Here is a 24,234-nt window from a genome sequence, read left to right as displayed (position 1 = left end):
CGACTCCAGTGACAATCCGCCATGGGCGGATAGATCACCACTCGGTCATCAACGGCCTGGCCACGGCATACCTGCAGGACGTCGGCAGCACCGCCAAGTTCCTCGTCCGTGACCGGGACGGCAAGTTCAGCGCTGCCTTCGACGCCGTGCTGGCCGATGCCGGAATCCGCATCATCAAGAGCGGCGTCCGGATGCCGCGCATGAACTCCATTATGGAACGCTGGATCCAAACCTGCCGGCGCGAGCTGCTGGACCGGACCTTTGATCTGGAACCAGCAGCACCTTCTGCACGCGCTGCGCGAGTTCGAGACCTTCTACAACGACCACAGGCCACACCGCTTCCTTCGGCAGGCAGCTCCGCTTCTACCGCTTTCCGATTCCAGCACTGACCCGGCGTGGAGCACGCCGCTCGATATCCGTCGGCATGAGCGACTCGGCGGAATCTTGAACGAATACCGCCATGCGGCTTGACCAGGCCGGATGATTAATCGGCACCCGCACTCCCAGCCACCGGCACCGCACCGGCCGGGGTCGCATCGACCGGGCTCGCATTCACCGGGACCGCCTCCACCCGGGCCACCGCCGCCGAGGCCGTACCCCTTGAGGCCGCGCCCGCCACAGCCCCGCCGGCAGATCCCGACGGCTCGCTCGCGAAGGGACCACTCGAGTGACGCTCGCCATCCACGGCGGCACCCCCGTCCGCACCACCCCGTGGCCCATCCGGCCTCCACCCCTCGACCCGGCGCAGCGCGAGCTCGTCACCAAGGTCCTGGAGAGCGGCCTCTGGGGCGCCACACAGGGCGGTTCCGTCGTGGCGGACCTGACCGACGCGTTCGCCCGCCGCTCGGGCGTCCGCTACGGCGTCGCCGTCGGCAACGCCACCCTCGGCCTGTTCGCCGCCCTGCGCGGCCTGGGCGTCGGCAGGGGAGACGAGGTGATCGTGCCGGCGTACACGTTCGTGGCCTCGGCCACCGCCGTGCTGCTGGCCGGCGCGACGCCCGTGATCGCCGACGTGGACCCCGCCGACCTGCACCTGTCCCCTGACGCCGTACGGGCCGCGCTCACCGGCAGGACGGTGGCGATCATGCCGGTGCACCTGGCGGGCAGCCCGGCCGCCATGGATCCGCTGAACGACCTGGCCTCCAGCCACAGCCTCGCGGTCGTCGAGGACGCCGCGCAGGCGCACGGCGCCACGTACAAGGACCGCCCGGTCGGCGGCCTGGGCGACGCGGGCGTCTACAGCTTCCAGGCGAGCAAGGCGATGACCGCGGGTGAGGGCGGCCTGATCGTCTGCCGCGACGAGAGCGTGCACGAGCGCGTCTGGTCGACCTGCAACCTCGGGCGCAAGCTCGGCGGCCAGTGGTACGGTCACCCGTCTGTGGGCTGGAACCTACGGCTCACCGAGATCCAGGCCGCCCTGCTGCTGCCCTGGCTGGACCGCCTCGACGAGGAGATCGACCGCAGGAACGCCTGCTGCGCCGCCTTGGAGCGCGAACTGGCCATCGTCCCCGGGGTGAGCGTGCTGCCCCAGCCGGAAGGCACTACACGGGACTCCCGCCACCTCCTCATGCTCCGTGTGGATCCCGGCGTGGACCGCGAGTTCCTGCTCGCCGCCATGGCTGCGGAGGGCGTGCCGCTCGACGCCGGATACCCGCCGCTCGGCGCCATGAACGCGCTCACCGCCGAAGGGGCCCGTGCCGAGCCGTGCCCGGCCGCGGAGGAGGCGGCCAGAACCGTGGTGTGGGTGCGCCAGTCGATGCTCATGGATCCGGCGGCCGCGGGCGACATCGCCGAGGCCCTGGCGAAGGTGCTGTCAGGCAAGCCGGCGTAGTCACGCCGGCGGGGCCCATCGGAACACTCTGACCCCGGTTCCATCACTCCTGGTCACCTGAGCCACATCGCCGCACTCCGCTGTCGTATCTGAACGCCTGGCAGTCACACAACGTCACACTCGGGAGGACCCTCCGAATCATGACACCAAAGGTGCCCTAGAGCGACCGGCGTCTGCGTGGCGCCAAATCGAGTCGCACCTGCCTGTCTTGATCTGTGCAAGACCGTGCGACACCCTGGTCGTACGCCGGACATCCGGACTCGGGACCCTGTCAGCCACCTCAGGCACGGCGGAAGAGAACGGAAGCCACGCGTGAACGGTTCCGGCCAGCAGCCCCCGCAGATCGACACCAGCCGGGCGCACTCCGCCCGCATGTACGACTACTACCTCGGCGGCAAGAACTGGTACCCCGTCGACCAGGAGGCCGCCGAGAAGGTGAAGAAGGTCTTCCCCTTCATCGTCACCGGCGCTCGGGCCAACCGCGACTTCATGCACCGCGCCACGCGAACCCTGGCCTCCGAGTACGGCATACGCCAGTTCGTCGACATCGGCACGGGGATCCCCACCGAGCCCAACCTGCATCAGGTGGCCCAGGAGGTGGCACCCGACGCCCGCGTCGTCTACGCGGACAACGACCCGACTGTGCTGGAGTACACCGACGCGCTGACGCTCGGCAGCCCGCAGGGCAGCACCGCCTACGTGCACGCCGACCTGCGTCACGACTCCGTTCTCGAAGACCCCCGCCTCCGCGAGACCGTCGACCTGGACGAGCCCGTCGCCCTGTCCCTCCTCGCGGTGACGCACTTCCTCCCGGACGAGGACAAGCCGCAGGAGATCGTGAGGGCCATGGTCGAGCGGCTCGCGTCCGGCAGCTTCCTCGTGCTCTCGCACGCCACGCCCGACTTCAACCCCGCCGCCCACGACGCCGTGGCGGTCTACCGGCAGAGCGGCACCCCGGCGCAGATCCGCACCAGGGCGGAGATCGAGCGCTTCTTCGAGGGCACGGAACTGATCGAGCCCGGCCTGACCGCCACACACCGCTGGCGTCCCGACGGCGAATCCGGGATAACGGACGCGGACGCCTTCTTCTACGCGGGGATCGGCCGCAAGCCCTGATCTGCGGGCCGCCGCGCGGCCGTCGCCGATGCGGCCGGGCGGCGTCCGTCCCGCGCGCTCCGCGTGGGATGTCACTCGCCGTCGACGGCGGCATGTCGGGCCTGCGGCTACCCCGTATGAACGGCTGCCCCGTACCTGACCGGTCACAGCGGCCCTCCCCATCGCACGAATACGAGAGGGCCGCCGTAACCAGCATTCACCTACCGGGCTTAACGCCTCGGCCGGTCAGTTCGTCCGTCTACAGCCCGGCGCACTGCCCCGACTTCGGACCGGACGTGGTATTTGGCTGCCCGGCGTTGGTCGGCGCAGGGGAGTTCCCCGCGCACGACAGTGGCCCGCCAATGTGGTTACCAGCGACAATCGTCGCCCCCGTGTTGTTCTGCAGGACGAGCGGGCCACCCACGGTCGTGCCGTCGATCGTCACCTGCCCCGTCGTGCCGGTGACGCTCACCGGGCCCTTGATCGTCGCCGGCGCGCAGTTCCCGTTGCGGTTGCCGAGCCAGACCCGCGTCCCGCTGGTCAGGCTGGCCGGCCCGGACACTGTGGTACCGCACAGCAGAACGTTGACGGCCCCGGACGCCGTCAGCGGGCCGCGCACTTCGGACCCGGACGCGTAAAGCCCGGCACCTGTACGCACGGTCACGGATCCGGTGATCGTCGCGTCATCGAGGCACGTGACACCCGAGGAGACGGTCAATGGGCCTTGGTGCGTCCCGGTAATCGTCTTCGTGCAGGACGGGACGCCGGTCGCGGTGAACGGCACGCCCCAGGTCTGGTCCTGATAACTGTAGGTGACGGTTCCGTGGTACACCTGGTCCGCCGGATAGGAGTGGCTCCCGCTGACTGACATCAGGCTTCTACCCTGCCGTTGGCTCGCCACGTAATCGCGTCCCGCGATGCTGGCGGGCTCCGTCGGGGATCCGTCGCCCCAATCGATCACGGCCGCGAATTGACCGGGCGGAATCGAGCCGGCGGTCATACGCGCCAGGGGCGCATTGCTCAGGGTCTTGTCCACGCCGAAACGGGCGACCGTTCCCATCGCCGCCGTGCTCCAGGTGACCTGGGATATGGTGCCGAAGTTCACGTTCGCGAACGCCCACCGGGGTCCCGCCACGCTGAGCCGCTGCCGATACGCGTCGTAGTCCTGGGTGAGCGCTTTGGGGGACCAGGCCTTTTCGAGGATTCCGGCCAGCCGCGGGAAGACCATGTACTCGTTCGTGGCCAGCCCACGCATCTGCTCGCCCCAGATGGGCGCCTCGATACCGATGATGTCCTCCGCCTTCGGCCCGCCGTAGGCGGGTTGAGCCCAGACCGACCGGTACTTTTCGTACACCCATTCCGGGTCCCACGAGTAGGACTGGAGAAGTTCCGTCCGCGGCGTTCTGCCGGGGGACCCGTCATACCCGAAGTCGAGATAGGCGTTGTATTCCGGGGTCACGATGACGTCGCGGCCTTGGTTGAACCACTCAGGCTTGATGAGAGGGGGCCCACCGCCGGTGTAGTCGGACCAGTAGTGGTTGATGGAGGTGGAATTCGGTGCGTATCCTTCCAGCGCTGGGTTCCAGCCCATCAACCGCTTGCCGTTGTCGTTGACGATGATCTCCATCTGCCGGATCCACCACTTGTAGTCTTCGTGGGGCATCCCGATGGCCTCGTCCCCGCCGATGTGGATGATGGATGCGGGAGAGATCGCGGCAAGCTGCGCGATCGTGTCTCTCCAGAACGCGAGGGCCCGCGCACTGGCCGGGTCATTCGGATTGGTGCAGAACCGGTCGGTCTGGGTCTGGCCTTGGCACCCCATGACCGCGCGGCCGCCCAGGGCTGTGACTGCCGCCGTGGCATGGGCCGGGCCCTCCAGTTCGGGGACGATCTCGATGAACCGATCGGCCGCGTACTTGACCAAGCCCTTGAAGTCCTCTTGCGTGTAGAAACCCGCGAGGCAGCCCGCTCCGTTGCACCCGGTGCCGTTTAGTGCCGGGTAGCCCTTGATCTCAAGACGCCAGGACTGGGAGTCGCTCAGGTGCAGGTGCAGTCGGCCGCCCTTCAACGCTGCCAGTTGGTCGATCATGGACCTTGTTTCGGCCACCGTCAGGAAGTTACGGGCAGGGTCGAGTTGGAGACCTCGATGCGCATATCGCGGGTAGTCCACGACCGTTGTGGGCTGTGCCGTCCATGGCCCGATGCCAATAGTGGGCGAGTAGCTCGCCGCCGGCAACAACTGCCGAAGGGTCTGAAAGCCGTTGAACAGGCCGTGCGCGTTCGGGGCCACGACCTTTACGCCCGCACTCGACACCGTGAGGGAGTAGCCTTCGGCCGCGGCGACCTCGTTGCCCTGTGGAAGGCCGGGCACCGGCGCGAGGGTGAGGGCGATATCGGCGGCGGTGGCAGAACCTGTCACCACAGGGAGTTGGTACCCGGTAGCCGGCCGCAGGTAGCCCGCAAGAACCTCAGCCGTGGCAGCGAGGCCACTGCCGGAGACCACGATCCGGGACTTAGCCGTGAGCTCCCACGGCTGACCGGTGCCGGGCGTCTGCTGCACCGGCACGGGAATGATCTGGCCCACGACTGGCGCCGGCTTGGGGCCGGACCATACCTCGAACTCGTTGATCGTGTATCCGGTCTGGGAATTCGTGGCCAGGGCCTGCATCCGGACGCAGGAGATCGGGTCCTTGCGGTCGATCACCTGGGAATCCTTGTCGCTCGGATTCACCACGTGGGCGACCGCCGACCACGTCTGACAGTCGGCGTCCGTGGCGACCTGGAGGTCGTACTCCGTCGGCTTGGCCGGCGACGTCCAGAGGCTGAACACCTCGTAGACCGGGGCGGGCTTGGCCAGCTTGACCTGGAACCAGTCCTGAGTCGGGTCATAGCCATTCCCGACCGAGGCATAGTTCGAGGTCCAACCGTTGTGGACGAAGACGTCGATGGCGTTGGCGGGCGCGTACGTCGCTGCGGGCGAGGTCATACGTTGAGACTTGGCGGAGGCGACCGCACCCGGCAGGAGGGCGAGATTGACGCTCTCGGAAGATGAGGGATCGGCGGACGTCGTGGGCGTGTCGGCGAATGCCTGTCCCACTATCAGCGGGACGAGAGATGTGGCCAGAAGCGCACCGATAATCAGAGCGGAGACCGCGCGGGGGCGAGACCGATGGCCTCCGCCATACCTTCGCTCGCGTTTCGGCGATAAGAACGAGAACTTCACGTCACTCCTTACACGAGGGTGCCGCATACCTCCAGCACAGGTCACATTCGGGCATTGGTTGACATGTCCGGTCCACCCGCTCGGCATAGGAGCGTCCGTGCAGGTGTCAGATCGGTGCTGGGCGGTGTCACGCGGCCTGGAGGGCGACCGTCCCGGCGATCGTCTCGCTCGACTCGATTACCGCCTCCTTGTCCTTGGGGGGTGACTGGTCTGTACCGGTTGGTGGCCAGGACGGCGGATATATCCTTTTTATAAGGATCTTGGGTCAGCTTAAACAGACAGCACGGTTCGGTCTATACCGCCGAGTATCGGATTTGCAACGACGGGAGCGTGGGCCCGGCAACAGGTCTATACCGGGATGCCGGTGACGCGGAGCAGCCGCGGTGGTAGGGCCGCCGGCATATCGCTGGGGGGAGGGCGGCCGTCAATGTCTGCCGAGCAGGCTGTCGGAGACGTGTTGCAGGTGCTGGCGCATGTTCTCGCCGGCGCCGAGGGGGTCGCGGTCGTGGAGCGCCTCGACGATCGCGGTGTGCTCGTCGTGGTAGCAGCGCCGTAGCTCAGGTGTGGACGTGCGGCGTTTGAGGCTGCCCCATACGGGGAGCGCGCGGGCGGTGTTCATGACGTCGAACATGTTCATCAGCAGCCCGTTGTGCGCGGCCGCCGCGATCGCTCGGTGCAGGGTGGCGTCCCAGCGCTCGAAGGCGTCGAAGTCGTCCGCCGCGCCGCCGCGCGCGAGGCACTCGCCGATCCGGTCGAGGTCGGCTTGGGTGGCGACCCGTGCGGCAAGCGTCGCCACTTGGGGTTCGAGCAGCTGACGCACCTGCATGATCTCCGCTGGGCTCGTGTCGTCCGGCGCGGCCTTGATCTGGTGCATGGCGGCCTCGGTGAGGAACGTGCCCCTGCCGACGTGTCGGATCAGCATGTTCTCGTTCTCCAGCGTCTCGAGTGCGCGACGTACCGCGCTGCGTGGCGCGGCGAGCCGCTGGACGAGCTCGCGTTCGGTCGGCAGTTTCGAGCCGGGCCTGAGGGTGCCGTCCTCTGTGCCGCGGGTCACCAGTTCACGCAGTGATTGCTCGACCGTCGTCATGCGAACAGAATATCTGACGAGACCAATCGAGACCAATTATGAGCGAGACGATATTGTTTCGGCCGCATGTCGACAGAGTTGCCCTTCCGGCGTACTGTCGGCCATATGCATATTGGTCGCAATTGGTTCAGATTGGTGTGGCGATGAAGCTGGTGACGTTCTCCACCGGGACGGCACATCGGGTCGGCGTGGCCGATCCCGAAGCAGGAGTTGTCCGGGACATCGGCGAACTGCTGCCGGCGGGCGCGGGACTATTCGACGTAATAGCGGACTGGGAAAGGCTCGGCCCGGTGCTGCGCGACCACGTCCCGGCACTGCCCTCGGTGGCGCTGGACTCGGTTGAGCTATGCGCGCCGATCCCCGTACCGCGCCGGAACGTGTTCTGCGTCGGGAAGAACTACCGCGACCACGCCGCCGAGTTCGGCCGTAGCGGCTACGACACCCCGACGAAGTCCGAGGATCTGCCTGAGAAACCGATCTTCTTCACCAAGGCCACAACGGCGGTCACCGGGCCCACCGCCGCGGTCGACCCGCACCACGGCGTCACCGCGGAGCTGGACTACGAGGGCGAGCTGTGCGTGATCATCGGTCGCGGGGGCCGGGGCATCACCCGCGAGCGGGCCTACGAACACGTGTGGGGCTACACGATCGTCAACGACGTCACCGCTCGCGACCTCCAGCGTGACCACAAGCAATGGCTGCTCGGCAAGTCGCTGGACACGCACTGCCCGATGGGCCCCTACGCGGTGAGCGCCGACGAGATCGGCGATGTGACCGTGCTGGAGGTCGAGACGACCGTCAACGGCGAGCGTCGCCAGTTCGCCCCGGTCAAAGACCTGATCTTCGACATCCCCGAGCTGATCGCGACCCTGTCCGCCGGGATCACGCTGCTGCCCGGAGACTTGATCGCCACGGGAACGCCCGCCGGTGTCGGCATCGGGTTCGATCCGCCTGGCTTCCTGGCCAGTGGCGACCTTGTCGAAGTGTCGATCAGCGGCCTGGGCCGGCTGTCCAACCGCATCGCGTGAAGGGAGCACTCGTGCACGTCAACGGACACGAACTGGCTGTCGAGGTCGATGGACAGGGCCCCGCCGTGCTGCTGGTGCACGGCCTGGGCGGCACGTCGAACTTCTACCAGGTGCAGGCCGACGCGCTGGCCGAGCGGTACCGGGTGATCCGGGTCGACTCCGCCGGTGCGGGCCGCTCGCCGGTCGTTGACGGGATCAGCGTCGAGGCGCACGCCGACGACCTCGCCGCCGTGCTCGACACCCTCGGCGTCGGGTCGGCGGCGGTCGTCGGTCACTCCATGGGCACGCTCGTGGTGCGTGCGTGCGCTCGCGGCGCGTCATCCCGGCCGCGTCTCCGCGCTCGCGCTGCTCGGCGCGGTCGCCGTCCCCACCGAGGCGGTTCGGCAGGCGCAGCGGACCCGCGCGGCGACCTTGCGGGCCGAGGGCACCGCGGTCGTGGCGCCAGGCGTCGTGGCGAACGCGCTGTCGGAGGCCACCCGGCGGAACAAGCCGGAGGTCGCCGCGTTCGTGCGGGAACTGGTGATGCGCCAAGACCCCGAAGGCTACGCCCGTAACTGCGAGGCTCTCGCAGCGGCGACGGACCCGGGCTCGATCGCCGCCCGCCTGCCGCTGCTGCTGGTCACTGGTGCCGACGACAAGGTCGGCTCGCCCGAGGTCAGCCACGCACTCGCCGCCGCCCATGGCGACGCGGTCGTGGAGATCCTGCCCGGCGTCGGGCATTGGACCGCCGTCGAAGCCGCTGGCCCGACCACCGACCACCTGCTCAAGTTCCTGTAATCCCGCCGACCTCCCCGACCACTTCGACGCAGGAGCAGTCGCCATGCCCGCACTCCCCACCGCCATCCTCTTCCGCGACGTCAGCATCCTCGACTCCACCGGTGCCGACCCCTACCCCGGTGACGTCCTGGTGGAGAACGACCGGATCGTCGCGGTCGGCGCCGTCGACCCCGCGCAGGCGCGGGACGCGCGGGTGATCGAGGGCCGAGGTCGGACCCTCATGTCCGGCCTGTGCGACGCGCACACCCACTTCTCGTGGAACAACAGCGCCGACCTCGACGGGCTCGGCACCATGCCCGTCGAGGAGCACCTGCTGTTCTGCCTGGAGTCGGCGCGCACCTACATCGACTCCGGCTACACGATGTGCCTCGGCGCCGCGTCCGCGAAGGACCGTCTCGACGTGGTGTGCCGCGATGCCATCAACGCGGGCCGGGTGCCCGGACCCCGCTACCTTGCCAACGGCCCGGAGATCGCGGTCACCGGTGGCGCCCTGATCAAATCGATCACCAAGTTCGCCGACGGCCCCGAGGGGATGCGCAAGGCCGTGCGCGAGCTGATCGAGTTCGGCGTCGACCAGATCAAGCTGTCCATGACCGGTGAGGAGATCACCGGCACCCAGCGCGCGGAGGACACCTATTTCTCCGACGAGGAGGTGGCGGCCGCGGTCACCGAGGCGCACCGGCGGGGCAAGCGCGTTTGCGCCCACGCCCGCAGCGCCGAGAGCGTGAAGATGTGTGTACGCCATGGCGTCGACATCATCTACCACGCGAGCTTCACCGACGCCGAGGGCATGGACCTGCTGGAGGCCAACAAACACTGGGTGTTCGTCGCACCCGGCCTCAATTGGCTCATCGCCACCCTCTACGAGGCCGAGTCGTTCGGCTTTCCACAGGAGGCCGCCGAGGCCGTCGGCTACAAGAAGGAACTCGACACGGCGATCGCGGGCCTGCGCGAGATGCATCGCCGCGGCATCAAGGTGCTCCCCGGCGGCGACTACGGCTTCGCCTGGACCCCGCATGGCACCTACGCCCGCGACCTCGCGCATTTCGTGGAACTGCTCGGATTTACCCCCATGGAGGCCATTATCGCCGCCACCGCATGGGGCGGGGAGATCATGCTCCGCCCCGACGAGCTCGGCAAGGTCCAGCCCGGCTACCTCGCCGATCTCCTCCTGATCGACGGCAACCCCCTCGCCGACATCACCATCCTGCAGGACCGCACCAAGATCAACTACATCATGAAGGACGGTCGGTTCCACAAGGAAGCCACCGACGTCGCCGCGCCGACGCCGCCCAACCCCGGCAACATCGACCGCAACCAGTCCGCACCTGCCCAGGCCTGACCGGCAGCCAGCACCCTGGTCCGGCCTACAAACGCACCCGGTGGGATCGTCGCGGTGAGGGTGCCTTCGTCCGTCGTCCAGGGGACGGATGCCGGGCCGTACGTTCTGTTTGGCAACCCCCGGATGCGATATGACGCGCTGTGGCCTGCCCCAACGTGCGGAAACGAGGTTCAGTACGCGAAAGTGGCATGAGCGGAGCAGGCCCCGGTACTCACGAAGGCACCGGGGTCGGCCCGTTACGGCAGGGTGGCAGGCGGGGCGATGGCGCGCATCCGCTCGAAGTTCGCCACGTACTGGTCATACACAGCCCTGTTGTCGAGCCTCAGCAGCGTCTCGTCGTTGCGGCGCAGCGACGTCTCGTTGTAGTTGTGGCTACCGGTGAACACCCAGCGGGTGTCGCGGACGCCGCCGTAGGTGCCCTGGACGAGCAGGTACTTGGAGTGGACGCGGCCGGGCAACGCGTTCCCGTCGCCCAGTACGCGCAGGTCGACGCGTGGTTGGGCCAGCAGGAGCCGCTTGACCTCGTCGTCCATGATCCCGTACACGATCCGTACCGTGCAGCCGCGTGCGGCCAGGTCGCGCAGCTTCTGCGGGATCGCGATGCGGTAGGTGTCCCACTCCGACATGCCGACGCGGATCGTGGTGCCGCCCGTGCAGGAGACCTTGTCGAGGTAGGTGATGATGGGGTCGCCGGTCGCCTTGGGGAAGAAGTGCGCCTTCACGGAGCCGTCCGGCCCGCTGGTCCGGGTGACGCGCCAGTAGTCGAGGTTCTTGCGCTCGGCCGCCAGGTCGGCGAAGTAGCTCGCGTAGGCCGCGTACAGGGCGCTGTTGCCGGGCAGGACGACCGCGTTGTTCCAGTACGTGGAGGAGTTGAGGTCGGTCAGGTTGGCCGACGACTGCACCACCACGTCGCCGGCGTCGCCGGTGCGGGAGAACAGGTAGAACTTGTTGTGCTGCCCCTTGTTCCCGATGCACGCGGCGGTGCCGCCGGAGGGCGGGCCGGTGCACACGTGCACCCACGAGCCGGCCGCGGGGTCCGTGCCCAGCTCGGCCGTCAGCTTCGCCGCGATGGCCGCGCCGCGCGTGTCGCCGTCCAGGACGACCTGCACGTCCACGTCGCGGTGGTGGGCCTTGATCAGCTCGTCGGCGAACTCCGTGCCCGCCGCGCCCGACATGACGAAGTGGGCGACCTGGATGCGGGCCCCGGAAGGGGTCTGGCGGACGAGGCCGCAGATCGTGCGCACGAGGGCGGCCCCGTCACCGGCCACCGGATCGTTGAACACCGCACGTGTGGTCACCGGCGTCGCCGGGGCATCCGCGCAGGCGGCGGCGTCGGCCGAGGTGCTCGCTAAGGCCGCGGCCGGGCCGCCGCCCGCGAGCCCCGCGGTGGCCAGAACCGTGGCCATGATCGTGGCCATCACTGTGGCCAGCGCGGACAGGAACTTACCTGGCATGGATCACTCCTTCACGAGGTGGCCGCTGTCGGCCTCCGTCGTCGTGGGGGTTGGAACCGCTCCGGGAAAATGGCAGGCGACGGGGTGACCTGTGTTCCGATCGATCAGCGCCGGCTCCTCGTCGCGGCAGCGGTCCTCGGCCCTCCAGCAGCGCGTCCGGAAACGGCAGCCCGTCGGCGGGTTCAACGGCGAGGGGACGTCCCCGGTCAGGACGATCTCGCCGCGCCCGCCCTCCCGCCAGTCGTCCAGGCTCGGCGCCGCCGACAGCAGCGCCTGCGTGTACGGGTGGGCCGGGCTCCGGTAGATGCGCTCCTTGGAGCCGGTCTCGACGACCTTGCCCAGGTACATCACCGCCACCCGGTCGCACAGGTGGCGGACGACGCCCAGGTCATGCGAGATGAACAGGTACGCGACGCCCAGGTCCCGCTGCAGTTCCTGCAGCAGGTTGAGGATCTGCGCGCGTACCGAGACGTCGAGCGCGGACACCGCCTCGTCGCAGACGATCAGCCGGGGCCGCACGGCCAGGGCCCGCGCGATGCTGATGCGCTGCCGCTGCCCGCCCGAGAACTGGTGGGGGTAGCGGTCGGCGTACTCGGGGCGCAGGCCGACGCGGCTCAGCAGGGCGCGCACCTCCTCGTCCCACCGCTCGCGCGGCACCAGACCCTGATGGATCCGCCACGCCTCCTTGATCAGGGCGGCGACGGTCATGCGCGGGTTCAGGGCGGCGTACGGGTCCTGAAAGACGAGCTGGATCTCCCGGCGGAGCCTGCGCAGCTCCTTGGCGGGCAGGGCGGCCAGGTCGCGGCCCTCGAACAGGACCTTGCCGCTGGACGGGCGCACCAGGCCGACGATCGTCCGCGCGATCGTGGACTTGCCGCATCCGGACTCGCCGACCAGTCCTACGGTCTCGCCCTCGCGGACGGTCAGGCTCACGCCGGCCACCGCGCGCACCTCGCCGCCGGGCCGGCCGATCCCGGCACGCAGGCGATAGCCGGCCACCAGATCGGTCAGCTCCAGCAGGGGCTCAGCCTCGGTGGGCATTCGCGATCACCTCCTCGGCGAAGTGGCAGGCGCTGGCCCGGCGGGGGCCGAGCTCGCGCGGCGCGGGGTCGTCCGTCCGACAGACTTCCCTGGCGAACGGGCAGCGCGGGTGGAAGGCGCAGCCGGCGGGCGGTGCGGCGAGGTCGGGAGGCTGGCCCTCGATCGCCTCCAGCGCGGCGCCGACGTCGCGGGGGTCGGGCACCGCCCGCATCAGGCCCAGCGTGTACGGGTGCGCGGGACGCTCGTACACCTCGGCCACGGTGCCCGTTTCCACGATGCGGCCCGCGTACATGACGGCCACCCGGTCGGCCGCCCGCGCGACCACGCCGAGGTCGTGGCTGATGAGGATCATGCCGAGCCGTCCGGCCTGCTGGCGCTGCCGCAGCAGCCGCAGGATCTGCGCCTGGACGGTGACGTCCAGCGCCGTGGTGGGCTCGTCGGCGATGAGCAGCACCGGGTCGAGCGCCAGCGCCATCGCGATCATCACCCGCTGCCGCATGCCGCCGGAGAAGCGGTGCGGATGGTCGTCCAGCCGCCGCGCGGCGTCCGGGATGCCCACCTGCGCCATCAGCTCCGCCGCCCGGTGGCGGGCCTCCGCCCGGCCGGTGCCGCGGTGCCTGCGGAACATCTCCGCGATCTGGTACCCCACGGTCAGCGACGGGTTCAGCGCGCTCAGCGGATCCTGAAAGATCATCGCGATCCGCTCGCCGCGCAGCTCGCGCCACTCGCGGTCCGGCAGGCCGACCACGTCGCGGCCCTCGATCGCGACGCGCCCTCCCGCGATCCGCGCTGACAGCGGCACCAGTCCCATCAGCGTCTGAGCTGTCACGCTCTTGCCACTGCCGGACTCGCCGACGATCGCGAGCGTCTCGCACTCGCCGACCTCGAAGGACACCCCGCGAACGGCCCGCAGCGGCCCCTTTGGCGTGTCGAACTCCACGGCGAGGTTCTCGACCTCTAGCAGGTTCACCATCGTCACAGCTCCGTCATCGGGTCGGAGGCGTCGCGCAGCAGGTCGCCGAGGATCCCGATGCTCACCACGACGAGCGCGAGGGCGGCGCCGGGCGCGGCCGCGATCCACCAGGCCGACGCCAGATAGTCGCGGCCCTCGGCGATCGTCGAGCCCCAGGAGGCCTGGGCGGCCGGTACCCCGAGACCGAGGAAGCTCAGCGACGCCTCGGCGACCATGGTCAGGCCGACCTGCACGGTCGCCGCCACGAGCAGCGGCGGCAGGCACGACGGCAGGATGTAGGTGAGGAGGATGCGCGCATGGGAGGCGCCCATCACCCGGGCGGAGTCCACGAACTCCCTGTCGCGTACGGCGATCGCCGAGCCGCGCACCACCCTGGCGAAGATCACCCATCGGGTGACCGCCAGCGCGATGATCACGTTCACCATGCTCGGCCCGAGCACCCCTGCCAGCAGGATGGCCAGCAGGAGGCTGGGGAAGGCGAGCTGGATGTCGCCGATCCTGGAGATGATCCCGTCGGCCCAGCCGCCGAAGTAGCCCGCGAGCAGGCCGAGCAGCAGTCCGACCGACCCGCCGACGACCACGGTCACCAGGGCCACGGTCAGCGACGTGCGCATCCCGGCCAGCACCTCGGCCAGGATGTCCTGGCCGACCTGGTTGGTGCCGAGCCACGCGACGGCGCCGTCGGACAGCCGGGTGCCGGGCGGCAGCAGCCGATCCACGGGACTGGTGCGGGCCGCGTCGAACGGCGCCAGCAGTGGCCCGAGCAGGCCGGCCAGCACGAACAGCAGCACGGTCCCGAGCGCCAGGTGCGCGCGCAGGGGCAGCCCCGCGAGCCGGCTGGGGAGCCCTGTGCCCGGAGGACCCGTGACTTGGGTGTTCACTGACATCAGGCGTTCTCCAACTGGATCCTGGGGTCGAGGTACACGTAGAGCACGTCGACCAGCAGGTTGAGCAGGATGTAGCAGACCGTGATCACGGTCAGGACGGCCTCGACCACGGCGTAGTCGCGGAAGGTGATCGAGTCGATCAGCAGCGACCCGATCCCGGGCCAGGCGAAGATCACCTCGACGATGACGCCGTTGGCGATGAAGTAGCCCATGAGCAGGCCCAGCATGGTCACCACCGGGACCAGGGTGTTGCGCAGCACGTGGATGTAGAAGACCACCCGGTGGCTCAGCCCCTTGGCGTGGGCTGTGCGAACGTAGTCCTGGTTCATCTCCTCGAGGATCCCGGTCCGTACGAGACGTCCCAGCCAGCCCACGAAGGGAAGCGCCAGCGTGAGCGCGGGCAGCAGCAGGCTGACCATGGTCCCGTCGGCCGTGCTGGGCAGGATCTGCAGCCAGCGCGCGAAGATCAGCGACAGCATGATGCCGATCCAGAACGGCGGCAGCGCCTGGCCGACCAGCGAGGACACCGAGACCAGATGGTCGGCCCAGGTGTTCGCGCGGCGGGCGGCGAACGAGCCGGCCGCGAAGCCCAGCACGATCGTGATCACCATCGCCCACGCGGAAAGGGTCAGCGTCGAGCCCAGCCGTTCCAGGCAGGCGTCCAGGGCGCTGACGCCCTGCCGCCAGGATTGGCCGAAGTCCAGGGTGACGATGTCGCGCAGGTGGTTGAGATACTGGACGAGCAGGGAGTCGTGGAGCCCGAGCCGGATACGCAGCGCCTCCAGCGCCTCCGGCGTCGCCTGGCTGCCGAGGATCAGCTCGGCCGGGTCGCCGGGCAGCACGCGCAGGGCGATGAAGACGATGGTGATGGCGCCCCAGATCTGGAGCAGCGCCTGGGCGAGCCGCCGTCCGAGGAACGCGGTCATGCGCCGCTCCCGCTGCTCGACGCCCGTACGACCAGCCGGGGCGGGAACAGGATCTGCTCCGGCGTCCCCTCGGCCACCGGCCCCTTGAGCCGCTGGAGCAGGTGGTCCACGGCGGACACGGCGATGTCGGCGGCCGGTAGCTCCACGGTGGTGAGCGAGGGGATCACGTAGGGGGCGAACGGGTGCCCGCCATAGCCGACGACCAGTATGTCGTCGGGGATCCTCAGCCCGGCCTCGTCGGCGACCCGGTAGACGCCGAGCGCGAAGTAGTCGTTGCCGGCGACGAAGGCCATCGGCCGTTGCGCCGTCCGGACGACCTCTCTGGCCAGCCGGTACGCCTCGCTCGGGTCCCACGGCATGGCGCTCTGCTCCAGCCGCCGGGTCGGCACCTTGATCATGGTGTCCGGCTCGACGGGGAGCCCGCTGTCGGCCATGGCCCGCCGGTAGCCCTCGACGCGATCGGCGACCGACGAGACGCCCAGGTCCTCCTCCAGGAAGTAGATCTTCCTGGCGCCCTGGGCGATGGCGTGCCTGGCGGCCTCGTAGCCGCCCTGGACGTGGTCGACGCCCACCAGGTCGGTGTTCAGCTCGGGCACGTCACGGTTGATCAGGACGACCGGGACGCCGGCCGCCCTGAACCGCCGCCAGTGGTCGGCCCCCTCCTGCACCGTCACCACGAGCACCCCGTCCACGCCACGCCGCAGCAGCTCCTCGGCCGCGCGCCGCTCGTTGGCCAGGCTCTCCTCGGTCGCCATCAGCAGTAAGGAGTAGCCGTGCCGCCGGCAGTGCTGCTCCATCCCGCTGATGAGCTGGGCGTAGAAGGGGTTGGACGGATTGGTGATCACCATGCCGAGCGTGCTCGCGGAGCCCAGGACCAGGGATCTGGCCGTCGAGTTCGGCACGTAGCCGAGCCGCTCGGCCTCGGCCTTCACCCGGTTCCTGGTCTCCACCCCGACGCTGTCCTTGTCGGCGAGCGCCCTGGAGACGGTGTTCACCGAAACGCCGAGGCTCTCGGCGATGTCTTTCAGTGTGGTACGGCGTGCCTCACGCATGGCGCTCCCGGGCTGGATCTCGTTCCACATGGATCACCCGGCGGTGGACACCGTGTGGAACTCGGGCTGGCTGTTGGCCGCGGGGACGAATCCCGCCACGGTGGAACGCAGCCCGTACGTGCTGGACAGCGCCGCGGGGAAGACGCCCACCGCGTCACGCCAGATGATCTCGCATGCCTGCCCGTACAACGACTTGCGCTCGTCCTGGTCGGACGTCGATTTGGCCTTCGCGAGGATGCCGTCGAGCTCCTTGTTCTTGTATCCCATCCGGTTGGCCTCGCTGGTGTAGAGCCGGCCGAGCGTGTAGTCGGCGTCGCCCGTGGTCACGGTGTTGACCTGGAGCTCGATCTCCCAGTCGAGCGCGGTCAGCCGCTTCAGCCAGGCCGCCTTCTCGATCTGCTGCGGCTCGACGACGACGCCGACCTTGGCCCAGGCCGAGATGATCGACTGCGCCAGCTCGGTCGCCAGCGGGCCGGTGTCCTTGAACCACATCATCGAGGTGCGGATCCCCGAGCCGAATCCGGCCTCGGCCAGCTCGCGCTTGGCCAGGTCGGGGTCGTAGTCGTACGGCTGCTGGGGCGCGTGGCCGAAGACGGCGGACGGGATAGGGGCGTCCATGACGGCGGCGGCGTCGCCGTACAGGCTGGAGACGATGTTCTTGATGTCGAGCGCGTGGTGCAGTGCGCGGCGCACGCGCGGATCGGAGAAGGGTTTCTTGCCGCAGTTGAACCAGGCGAGGAAGTAGTTCACGCCCGGCTTGCTCTCAATCTTCACGCCGTTGACGCCGCCCAGCCGCTTGAGCTCGTCGGGCGGGATGATCCAGGTGACGTCGACCTCGCCGTTCTGCAGGGAGGTCATGCGGGTGGAGGATTCCGGGATGTACGGCAGGCGCAGGCCGGGCAGCTTGGGCGCACCGCCCCAGTAGGTGGCCGAGGGCTTGAGCAGCAGCTGCGACGACGGCGTGAACGACTCCACGGCGAACGGGCCGCTGCCGATCGGCTTGCGCGACAGGTCGCCCTTGCCGATCTGGGCGGCGGGGAGGATGAAGGCGAGCGTCAGGTTCACCAGCAGGGTGCCCAGCGGGTCCTTCGTGGTGATCTTGATCGTGCGCGCGTCGGGAGCCTCGATCGTGTCCACCGCGGACCACAGGGGCTTCTGCGGGCCCTCGGAGGCGGCCAGCCGCTCCAGCGACGCCTTGACGTCGGCCGAAGTCAGCTTGGTGCCGTCGTGGAAGACGACGCCGTCGCGGAGGGTGAACTCCCACGTCGTGTCGTCGGGCTGGCGCCACGACGTGGCCAGGCGCGGCGCGAGCTCCGCGCCGTCCCTGGCGACGAGCGTGTCGTAGATCTGCCGGTTCGCCAGGAGCGACGCCTCGTCGACGGCGCTCGCCCCGTGCGGGTCCAGGTCGTTGATCGCCTGGTAGAACGCGGCGCTGAGCGGCCGGTTCCTTCCCGAGACCGGTCCCGTCCCCGGGCCGCCGGGGGCACACCCGGCGAGCAGGGCGGGGAGGGAGGCGCCGGCGACCCCGGCTCCCAGGAGGGTCAGGAACTGCCGCCTGCCCACTCCCTCCGATGCTGTCATGTCCGTTCCTCTCTCAACTCTTGAGCGCCAGGTAGATCAGCACCTTGGCCTGCGGGTCGCCACCGGTCAGCGTGGCCCGCAGCCGCAGCCAGTGGCCGAACTCGCGGACCCGCAAGGACACCAGTCCCGGCTCCGTGGCGATCTGCTCGGTGCCTTCGTCGTCGTCGCACCAGTGCAGGCCGTCCGGGGAGATCTGGGCGGTCAGACACAGGGCGGGGGCGTCGCCTTCCAATGCCAGGGTCCGCACGAACCAGCGCGCCTCAGCCGCCCACCCGGCCTCGTACGGCTCGGTCGCGAAATCGGCGGAGAAAGTGGTGTTGCGCTCCAGAACGGCGGTAAGAGCGTGCCTCATGCCGGTGTTCACCAATCCACGGAAATCAGTGCGGAATCAAGGAAAAGAAAGTTACGCACCGGAGAATGGGTGCGCACGCTCACATAGAAATTGAGCAGGTTTTCCAGGCCGTCGTACTTGTCCGCGTACTGGGGCACCGGGACCTGGCGCATGTCCATGATGCGGTCATTGACCTGCAGCTCGATATTCGTCCGCGTCCTGGTGTCGAACTGCCAGCGCAGGTAGTGCCAATTGACTTTGGTCGGGACCTCGTTGTAGCAGAGGTATTGCGGCTCCTCGTCGAGCGCGTGCCAGTCCTCCGGGTCGAAGGCGGTGAAGTCCTCGACGGGCGACAGGTTCTCCTGGTTGTGCAGGTTCTCCTTGGGCGTGGGCTCGGGCACCACGGGGTAGATCCAGCGCCTGGTGAACTGGTTGTCCAGGTCGGTGTTCTGGTAGCGGGCGACGCAGTGATAGCGGATGCCCTCGCCGTCGCACAGGTCCGTGGCCACGGTGAACGCCCCGAACTGGGCCTCGGACGGGTGCGAGTTCCCGTCCCACTCGATGTCGCCGAAGTTGTTGCCGAGCGAGGAGTCGGCGGTGGCCGCCTCGCTCTTGTAGGTGAAGTACGTCTCGAACTGCACCACCCCGCGCTGGGCCATGGTGAGCCGGCGGATCGCGACCGCGGTGTGACCCTTCACCGGGCGGGTGGCGATCTTGAGGGCGTAGTTGCCGCTCATCGCGGCGTGCGTGCCGATGTCGAAGAAATCGCACGAGCTGAGCTGCGGCGGACGGAAGTCGCGCATGTGCACGTCGACCGTGTCGAGATTTCCATGGCCGTCGTGGTTGCCGATAAGTTCGCACCAACCGTGCGTTCCGGTGTTGAACTCGTCGAAGGCGAGTATGCGGGGGAGGGGATTGAACTTGGAAAGCCTCGGATCCGCCGCAATCAGTGCGCGCCGTAGATCGTCGGCCGGAACATGGGTGGTATCCACGCTCAAAAGCGTCCTTCCCATCGGTAATTACCTGGCGAGGATGAACGTTCACGTGAACGTTAATCCCAGGTTTCGAGGACGCTAACTTGTCGCGTCTGCGGATGTCAAGGGATCAGCGCGACAGAACCGGACACACGGCACTCGCTGGACGCGGCCGGCCGGCGGCGGCGAGCGCGAGGTCTGCGCCTGCCGATAATGTCATCCGCACAGGTCATGCGGCTTGCCCGGCTTCTTCCGGCGTGCGCCCGCTTCGGCTCTCGAAAGGTGCTGATCGCGGGAAAATGATCACTTGTGCTCTTCCGTCTGGCCTATCTGACCGTCACGAATGCCTTTGCCGCGCTGCGGCTGCTGCCGATGGGAGACCGGGACAAGGACGTCGAGATCCTTGCCCTCCGCCACCAGATCACCGTTCTTGAACGACAGCTCGGCGCGGACACAGTGAGGCTCGCTCCCGAGGATCGAGCCTTCCTCGCCGCGCTCCTGGCATCGTTACCTCGCGAGGTCCTGCGCCAGGCTCACCGAACCGGCGGCAGGTTGACCAGGGCCGCCCTCGCGCCATGGCAGCCGTCCTGCGGACGCACCACACCCCATACGACCGGCTAGGAGCCCCCTCATGACCACGCTTGAACGCACCCTCGCCAAGGCCCTCACGGAGATCGTCATCACGCTTGATCACAGCGAAGACGGCGCCATCGCACCCGAGGCCACGATGCAGCTGCTCGAGCCGGTGATCACTCTCCTGCAGGACCTCCCCGAGCAGGACCGGCAAGCCCTCGCCGACATGATCAACCAGTTCGCGCAGCAGGAAACCGACCCCGAGCGGCAGCTGACCGCCTGGGAAACGCCCCAGACCATGGGCCTCCTAACCTGAGGGCATCACTGCACATCAAGACCCCGCCCGGCAAGATTGACGCTCTTGACCTCAAGCACACTTAAGGTTCTATCGTCCACGTCATGAGCACAATGAACATTGCCGACCAGACGAGCCAGACCGACATCGAAGCGATCAAGCAGGTGGTGGCCGCGGTTGAGCACTCCCAGAACAACGAACTCCCTGACGAATTCGTTACTCTGTTCCGAGCTGACGCGATCTGGACAACGGGCCACGGCAAGCGCCTCTTCGGCCGTGACGCGATCTCGACGTTCACGCACCAGGTGCTTCCCGGAGGGATGCAGGACACCACGGTCACGTTCGAGGTCGAACACGTGCTGTTCATCCGTCCCGACGTTGCAGCCGTGAAGGTGCGCCAGGTCTATCGGAATCCCGACGGGACGGAGGAGGTGGGCACGCCACTGTTCGTCATGGCAAAGGAGGACGGGCAGTGGCGCCTGACCGCCTGCCAGAACACCAGCGTGCTCAGCAGCGACTGACCGCATTCGACCGCGACACACCTCCAGCGACAAGACGCGCACCAAGCCGCCAACCCGCACATCAAGACCCCGTCCGGCACGGGCTGCACCTCGTGATGCTCGCGGCGATCCGGCCCGCCGACGGCGGGGCGGCGGGTGACCCGGGCGGCCCCGCCGGGGGCGACCCGATCGCGGCCGAGGCCGCGCTGGTCGGGCTGCACGAGCGGTGGTCCGGGGCGGCCGCCCGAGCGGCGTTGGTGCTCGACAGCGGCTACCCGCCACAGGTACGGCTCACCGGAGCACTAGCAACTCAGCGTCCTTGGAAACGTCCCGGCGCAGCAGCACCGCTGGCACGGACAGCAGACGACGCGCAACAGCGTAGACAGTCGAAAGGATCACTCACCCATGGTTCCCTTGACGGCAGAACCACTCGGACGCGGCAGCCTTGAGCAGCGACATCGTGTTTTCGAGCGGCACAAGGGGCGAGCTATGGCCGCCCACGGCATGATCCTGGACACAACGACCCAGATCACGAACCGTTGCCCGCGTGTCGTGAGTTAGCCAGCAAGGTCAGCTGGGCTCCGTACGGTCATGAAATGCGGCCGGCCGTCAGCAGCAGGTACCGGTCGCTCTCACGGACGGACGGGCCGCCGAAAGGGAGCCGGTGTTCGCCTCCTGGTCCGTGGCGATACGGCCCCGCAGCATGGTTTCCATGACCTTCATGAAGCGCTGCGCCCTGGGCTCGCCGATGACGAACGGGTTCCTGGATCCCGAAGCCCCGCTGCGCAGCTCTTCCATGCGCTGCAGGCCGTGATCGCTGGCCCCGTGGTTGTTCAGCTCGACGTCCACCCCCACCCGTCGCATCCGGGAGGCGAAGGCGAGCACGGAGGAGACATAGGTCCGCTTGTCCGCAGTCGCGGTGGGCGGGTTGGTCCCACCCCACAACATCGCGGTGTGCCGCCGTCCCTTCCAGCGCACCGGGAAGATCGACGACACGGTGCCCGGCGTGTGTCCGGGCGTGTGCGCAAACGTGATCGTGGTGTCACCGAGGGTCAGCTTCTGGCCGTCGGCGATCTCCAGGTCTCGTTTGGGAGCGTTGGCCGGAGATTCGGCGGCGATGAGATTCCAGTCGGCCGGGCTCATCATGACCCGGGCGCCGTATCGGTCGGCGAGGTACTGGGCGCCGCCGAAATGGTCGCTGTGACCGTGGGCGGCCACCACATACTTGATCTTCGTTGGATCCACACCCACAGAACGCAGTTCGGGAATGATGATCTTCTCGGCTTCCTCCGGCGACCCCAGCGCGTCGATGAGAATGACGCCCTGCGACGTGACAAGCGCGGTCGCCGAGACGAAGTCCGTGCCCACCACCGCCACGTTGTCGAAGATCCTCAGCGGCTTGGGGTCCTTCGCAGGCGACGCCACAGCGCCCGGGGTGAGCGCCCTGACGAGGCTCCGCAGGACCGGATCGTCGCCGGCGAGTTCGGCTGCGCGGTCGTAGTAGTCCTGCGCCCTCTTGGGCGCGCCGACCGCCGCCTCGGCCGCGCGTCCCGTAGCCAGTGGCACGAGAGTCGCGGCTATCAGTACGGCACGGCGGGACCAACCAGACTGCTCAACGGACATTCGGTAGTACCAGCTTTCCACTCGCCCGGACATCGATTCCCGCCCAGCAGACCAGGGCCGGTCACGTGATGTCCAATATTGATATCGTCCCTTATTCATAGAAAAACCAATATCGACGCAGGTTATGCAGCTGATGGCGCGCGACGAGATCGTGGCCGCCTGGCTGCGTCACAGGGGAATGTGCGCCGGTCAGCTCTTCCGGCAGATGGCCGCGGATGGGCGTTGACAGGGGCCTCGCCGGGGTCGATCGAAGTTGCCCATGACGCCCATCCGCCCGGCGAGGTCGTGGTGAGTATGCGCCGCTGCCTGGCACCGCCGTAGCAGTGGATCACACCGTCAGACGCGGCACCTTCTCACCGGCGGCCGGCCCGCGGAAGACTCTGCGTAAGACACGGCGGCCGGGATCACCAGGCCGCGACAAGGGGCCGTCCGCCCACCGTCGTGGCCTGTCCGTCGTCAAGCCTGGTCAGTGCGTGAACGTTGCTGCCGATCAGCACGCGGCGCCCCGTCCTGTCGTAGTGGATCGAATCCCATCGGTGCATCGTCGTGCCCTGACGCCCCGCGCCGAACAGCGTGCGGATCCACCGTCCGCCGGACACGGCGTACTCGTCGACGGTGTAGCGATGAGTACCGATCATGATGACCCCTCCGGGCATCGGGGCGCCCGACACGGTCCTCCTGTACGGAGGATCGGCGGAACTGTTCGCCGAACACGAGCAGGCCCTCAGGGTGCTGGGCGGCCGGACCACCCACCTCAGCCTCGACGTCGGCATCCCCTCGTTGTACGACGTCGCGCTGCTCGGCATCATGTGGGGCACCTTCAACAGCTTCATGCACCCCCTGGCCCTGGTGGGCACCGAGAACATCGCGGCCACGGAGTTCTTGCCGTTCGCGACCGGCTGGCTGGGCGGCGTGACCTCGTTCATGTCGACCTACGCACGCCAGATCGACAAGGGAGAATACCGGGCCGGGGACGCCACACTCGAGACCCAACTGCCGCCGATCGGCCATCTCGTCGAGAACTCTTTCCTCTTCCTCGACACCTACACCCTGCCCTTCTGGACTGAACCCTACTCGGGGCCGCAGTCCGGAAGGTTGAGGGCACGTCAGGGCGCCTGGGGGAATCCGCAGGGACGTGAGGTGGGTTCTGCGGACGTCAGGCTTCGGCTTGCCAGATCTGGCTGTGCAGGTCTGTGCCGCGGATGACCTGGACGCGCCACGGGGTCAGTCGTAGGACGTGCAGCTCGGGGTCTGCGGGGCTCTTCCAGAAGTTCCCCAGGTCGTAGCCGGCCCCGCGGGGGCTGCCCTTGCGGTAGAGGGCCCACACCCGGCGTTTGATCTCCGCGTCGTCGATCCATTCGGCAACGGTGTCGACGTTCACGGCGTTCTGGCGCGGCGTCCAGTAGGAGAAGGTGGTGTGCGGGTTGTTCGCCAGGTGTGCCACCTTGACCGGAGTCCGGTACGTGGCGAGCCAGCCGGCCGGGCGGCCGTCGACCACCTCCCAGGTCGGGATCAGCACGCGCGCCCGGGGACGTCCCTTGGCGTCCACAGTGGTCATGGTGGCGTAGACGATGTCGCCGATGTAGGCGTTGAACTGGTCCTCGATCGCGGTGAACGACTTCACTTTGCCGGCCATCCGAT

24 protein-coding genes and 1 pseudogene are annotated in these 24,234 nt (G+C 68.3%); 11 read left to right on the top strand and 14 right to left on the bottom strand.

Translation table 11 applies throughout. The features are described 5' to 3' along the window. Positions 1–8: 8 nt before the first annotated feature. The 3 genes from ACFLIM_RS45635 (at position 9) to ACFLIM_RS45625 (ending at position 2,947) form a co-directional block, all read left to right on the top strand. A complete protein-coding gene (locus tag ACFLIM_RS45635; protein WP_393176282.1) occupies positions 9–389 on the top strand; it encodes a hypothetical protein in 381 nt (126 codons plus the stop codon). Between the two features lie 278 nt (positions 390–667). Beyond that, positions 668–1,831 (top strand): DegT/DnrJ/EryC1/StrS family aminotransferase, encoded by a 1,164-nt coding sequence (locus ACFLIM_RS45630; RefSeq protein ID WP_393176280.1) that lies wholly within the window; start codon positions 668–670, stop codon positions 1,829–1,831. A gap of 312 nt (positions 1,832–2,143) precedes the next feature. Next, positions 2,144–2,947 carry an SAM-dependent methyltransferase gene (locus ACFLIM_RS45625; protein WP_393176278.1) on the top strand — a complete coding sequence of 268 codons (804 nt, stop codon included), beginning with the start codon at positions 2,144–2,146 and terminating at the stop codon, positions 2,945–2,947. Positions 2,948–3,185: 238 nt separating this feature from the next. On the opposite strand, the gene ACFLIM_RS45620 is transcribed toward ACFLIM_RS45625, so the two are convergent. Then, entirely contained in the window at positions 3,186–6,149 is a 2,964-nt protein-coding gene (locus ACFLIM_RS45620) for a family 20 glycosylhydrolase (protein ID WP_393176276.1), read from the bottom strand. Positions 6,150–6,573: 424 nt separating this feature from the next. Continuing rightward, positions 6,574–7,236: a FadR/GntR family transcriptional regulator gene (locus tag ACFLIM_RS45615; RefSeq protein WP_393176274.1), complete on the bottom strand. Its 663-nt coding sequence runs from the start codon at positions 7,234–7,236 to the stop codon at positions 6,574–6,576. A gap of 143 nt (positions 7,237–7,379) precedes the next feature. On the opposite strand from ACFLIM_RS45615, the gene ACFLIM_RS45610 reads away from it, so the two are divergent. The 4 genes and pseudogenes from ACFLIM_RS45610 to ACFLIM_RS45595 all read left to right on the top strand — a co-directional run bounded on the left by ACFLIM_RS45610 (position 7,380) and on the right by ACFLIM_RS45595 (position 10,383). Further along, positions 7,380–8,264 (top strand): fumarylacetoacetate hydrolase family protein, encoded by an 885-nt coding sequence (locus ACFLIM_RS45610; protein ID WP_393176273.1) that lies wholly within the window; start codon positions 7,380–7,382, stop codon positions 8,262–8,264. Then, positions 8,261–8,599: pseudogene (locus ACFLIM_RS45605) on the top strand (alpha/beta fold hydrolase); the annotation flags it as partial. The gene ACFLIM_RS45610 and the pseudogene ACFLIM_RS45605, both read left to right, overlap by 4 nt. Continuing rightward, on the top strand, positions 8,562–9,041 hold the full coding sequence (locus tag ACFLIM_RS45600) for an alpha/beta fold hydrolase (RefSeq protein WP_393176271.1): 480 nt from the start codon (positions 8,562–8,564) through the stop codon (positions 9,039–9,041). The pseudogene ACFLIM_RS45605 and the gene ACFLIM_RS45600, both read left to right, overlap by 38 nt. A gap of 43 nt (positions 9,042–9,084) precedes the next feature. Then, a complete protein-coding gene (locus ACFLIM_RS45595; protein ID WP_393176269.1) occupies positions 9,085–10,383 on the top strand; it encodes a metal-dependent hydrolase family protein in 1,299 nt (432 codons plus the stop codon). 236 nt (positions 10,384–10,619) lie between these two features. Here ACFLIM_RS45595 and ACFLIM_RS45590 read toward each other — a convergent pair whose 3' ends face one another. Genes ACFLIM_RS45590 through ACFLIM_RS45550 form a run of 9 tightly spaced genes read right to left on the bottom strand, consistent with a single transcriptional unit; the run spans position 10,620 to position 19,620 of the window. Then, on the bottom strand, positions 10,620–11,837 hold the full coding sequence (locus ACFLIM_RS45590; RefSeq protein WP_393176267.1) for a phospholipase D-like domain-containing protein: 1,218 nt from the start codon (positions 11,835–11,837) through the stop codon (positions 10,620–10,622). 3 nt (positions 11,838–11,840) lie between these two features. After that, complete coding sequence (locus ACFLIM_RS45585) at positions 11,841–12,878, bottom strand: ABC transporter ATP-binding protein (RefSeq protein WP_393176265.1); 1,038 nt, start codon at positions 12,876–12,878, stop codon at positions 11,841–11,843. Further along, positions 12,862–13,851 carry an ABC transporter ATP-binding protein gene (locus ACFLIM_RS45580; protein WP_393176263.1) on the bottom strand — a complete coding sequence of 330 codons (990 nt, stop codon included), beginning with the start codon at positions 13,849–13,851 and terminating at the stop codon, positions 12,862–12,864. The genes ACFLIM_RS45585 and ACFLIM_RS45580 overlap by 17 nt, the downstream gene beginning before the upstream one ends. A 2-nt stretch (positions 13,852–13,853) precedes the next feature. Beyond that, positions 13,854–14,738, bottom strand: coding sequence for an ABC transporter permease (locus ACFLIM_RS45575; RefSeq protein WP_393176261.1), 885 nt, complete (start codon positions 14,736–14,738; stop codon positions 13,854–13,856). Further along, positions 14,738–15,664 carry an ABC transporter permease gene (locus ACFLIM_RS45570; protein ID WP_393176260.1) on the bottom strand — a complete coding sequence of 309 codons (927 nt, stop codon included), beginning with the start codon at positions 15,662–15,664 and terminating at the stop codon, positions 14,738–14,740. The genes ACFLIM_RS45575 and ACFLIM_RS45570 overlap by 1 nt, the downstream gene beginning before the upstream one ends. After that, positions 15,661–16,716, bottom strand: coding sequence for a LacI family DNA-binding transcriptional regulator (locus tag ACFLIM_RS45565; RefSeq protein ID WP_393176258.1), 1,056 nt, complete (start codon positions 16,714–16,716; stop codon positions 15,661–15,663). The genes ACFLIM_RS45570 and ACFLIM_RS45565 overlap by 4 nt, the downstream gene beginning before the upstream one ends. Before the next feature lie 33 nt (positions 16,717–16,749). Continuing rightward, positions 16,750–18,297: an ABC transporter substrate-binding protein gene (locus ACFLIM_RS45560; RefSeq protein WP_393176256.1), complete on the bottom strand. Its 1,548-nt coding sequence runs from the start codon at positions 18,295–18,297 to the stop codon at positions 16,750–16,752. Between the two features lie 13 nt (positions 18,298–18,310). Further along, a complete protein-coding gene (locus ACFLIM_RS45555; RefSeq protein WP_393176254.1) occupies positions 18,311–18,649 on the bottom strand; it encodes a hypothetical protein in 339 nt (112 codons plus the stop codon). 8 nt (positions 18,650–18,657) lie between these two features. After that, complete coding sequence (locus tag ACFLIM_RS45550) at positions 18,658–19,620, bottom strand: DUF6772 family protein (protein ID WP_393176252.1); 963 nt, start codon at positions 19,618–19,620, stop codon at positions 18,658–18,660. Positions 19,621–19,911: 291 nt separating this feature from the next. Here ACFLIM_RS45550 and ACFLIM_RS45545 point away from each other — a divergent pair, with 291 nt between their 5' ends. From ACFLIM_RS45545 to ACFLIM_RS45535, 3 genes are all read left to right on the top strand, one after another. Then, complete coding sequence (locus ACFLIM_RS45545) at positions 19,912–20,223, top strand: hypothetical protein (RefSeq protein ID WP_393176250.1); 312 nt, start codon at positions 19,912–19,914, stop codon at positions 20,221–20,223. Positions 20,224–20,233: 10 nt separating this feature from the next. Next, positions 20,234–20,491: a hypothetical protein gene (locus tag ACFLIM_RS45540; protein ID WP_393176248.1), complete on the top strand. Its 258-nt coding sequence runs from the start codon at positions 20,234–20,236 to the stop codon at positions 20,489–20,491. A gap of 83 nt (positions 20,492–20,574) precedes the next feature. Beyond that, positions 20,575–20,991 (top strand): SgcJ/EcaC family oxidoreductase, encoded by a 417-nt coding sequence (locus ACFLIM_RS45535; RefSeq protein WP_393176246.1) that lies wholly within the window; start codon positions 20,575–20,577, stop codon positions 20,989–20,991. 588 nt (positions 20,992–21,579) lie between these two features. Here the strand turns inward: ACFLIM_RS45535 and ACFLIM_RS45530 are convergent. Then, positions 21,580–22,536, bottom strand: a complete 957-nt coding sequence (locus tag ACFLIM_RS45530; protein WP_393176244.1) for an MBL fold metallo-hydrolase — start codon at positions 22,534–22,536, stop codon at positions 21,580–21,582. A 461-nt stretch (positions 22,537–22,997) separates the two neighbouring features. Beyond that, entirely contained in the window at positions 22,998–23,231 is a 234-nt protein-coding gene (locus ACFLIM_RS45525; RefSeq protein ID WP_393176242.1) for a hypothetical protein, read from the bottom strand. On the opposite strand from ACFLIM_RS45525, the gene ACFLIM_RS45520 reads away from it, so the two are divergent. Beyond that, complete coding sequence (locus ACFLIM_RS45520) at positions 23,230–23,799, top strand: imine reductase family protein (RefSeq protein ID WP_393176240.1); 570 nt, start codon at positions 23,230–23,232, stop codon at positions 23,797–23,799. The two genes, ACFLIM_RS45525 and ACFLIM_RS45520, sit on opposite strands and share 2 nt — an antisense overlap. Here ACFLIM_RS45520 and ACFLIM_RS45515 read toward each other — a convergent pair. Next, a complete protein-coding gene (locus ACFLIM_RS45515; protein ID WP_393176238.1) occupies positions 23,750–24,229 on the bottom strand; it encodes a pyridoxamine 5'-phosphate oxidase family protein in 480 nt (159 codons plus the stop codon). The genes ACFLIM_RS45520 and ACFLIM_RS45515 overlap by 50 nt on opposite strands. Positions 24,230–24,234: the final 5 nt, after the last annotated feature.

Origin of the sequence: Nonomuraea marmarensis (genome assembly GCF_043197025.1) — a bacterium.
GTDB lineage: Bacteria > Actinomycetota > Actinomycetes > Streptosporangiales > Streptosporangiaceae > Nonomuraea > Nonomuraea marmarensis.
The sequence above is the reverse complement of the archived record's forward strand: the minus strand, read 5'-3'. Positions and strand labels throughout refer to the sequence as shown.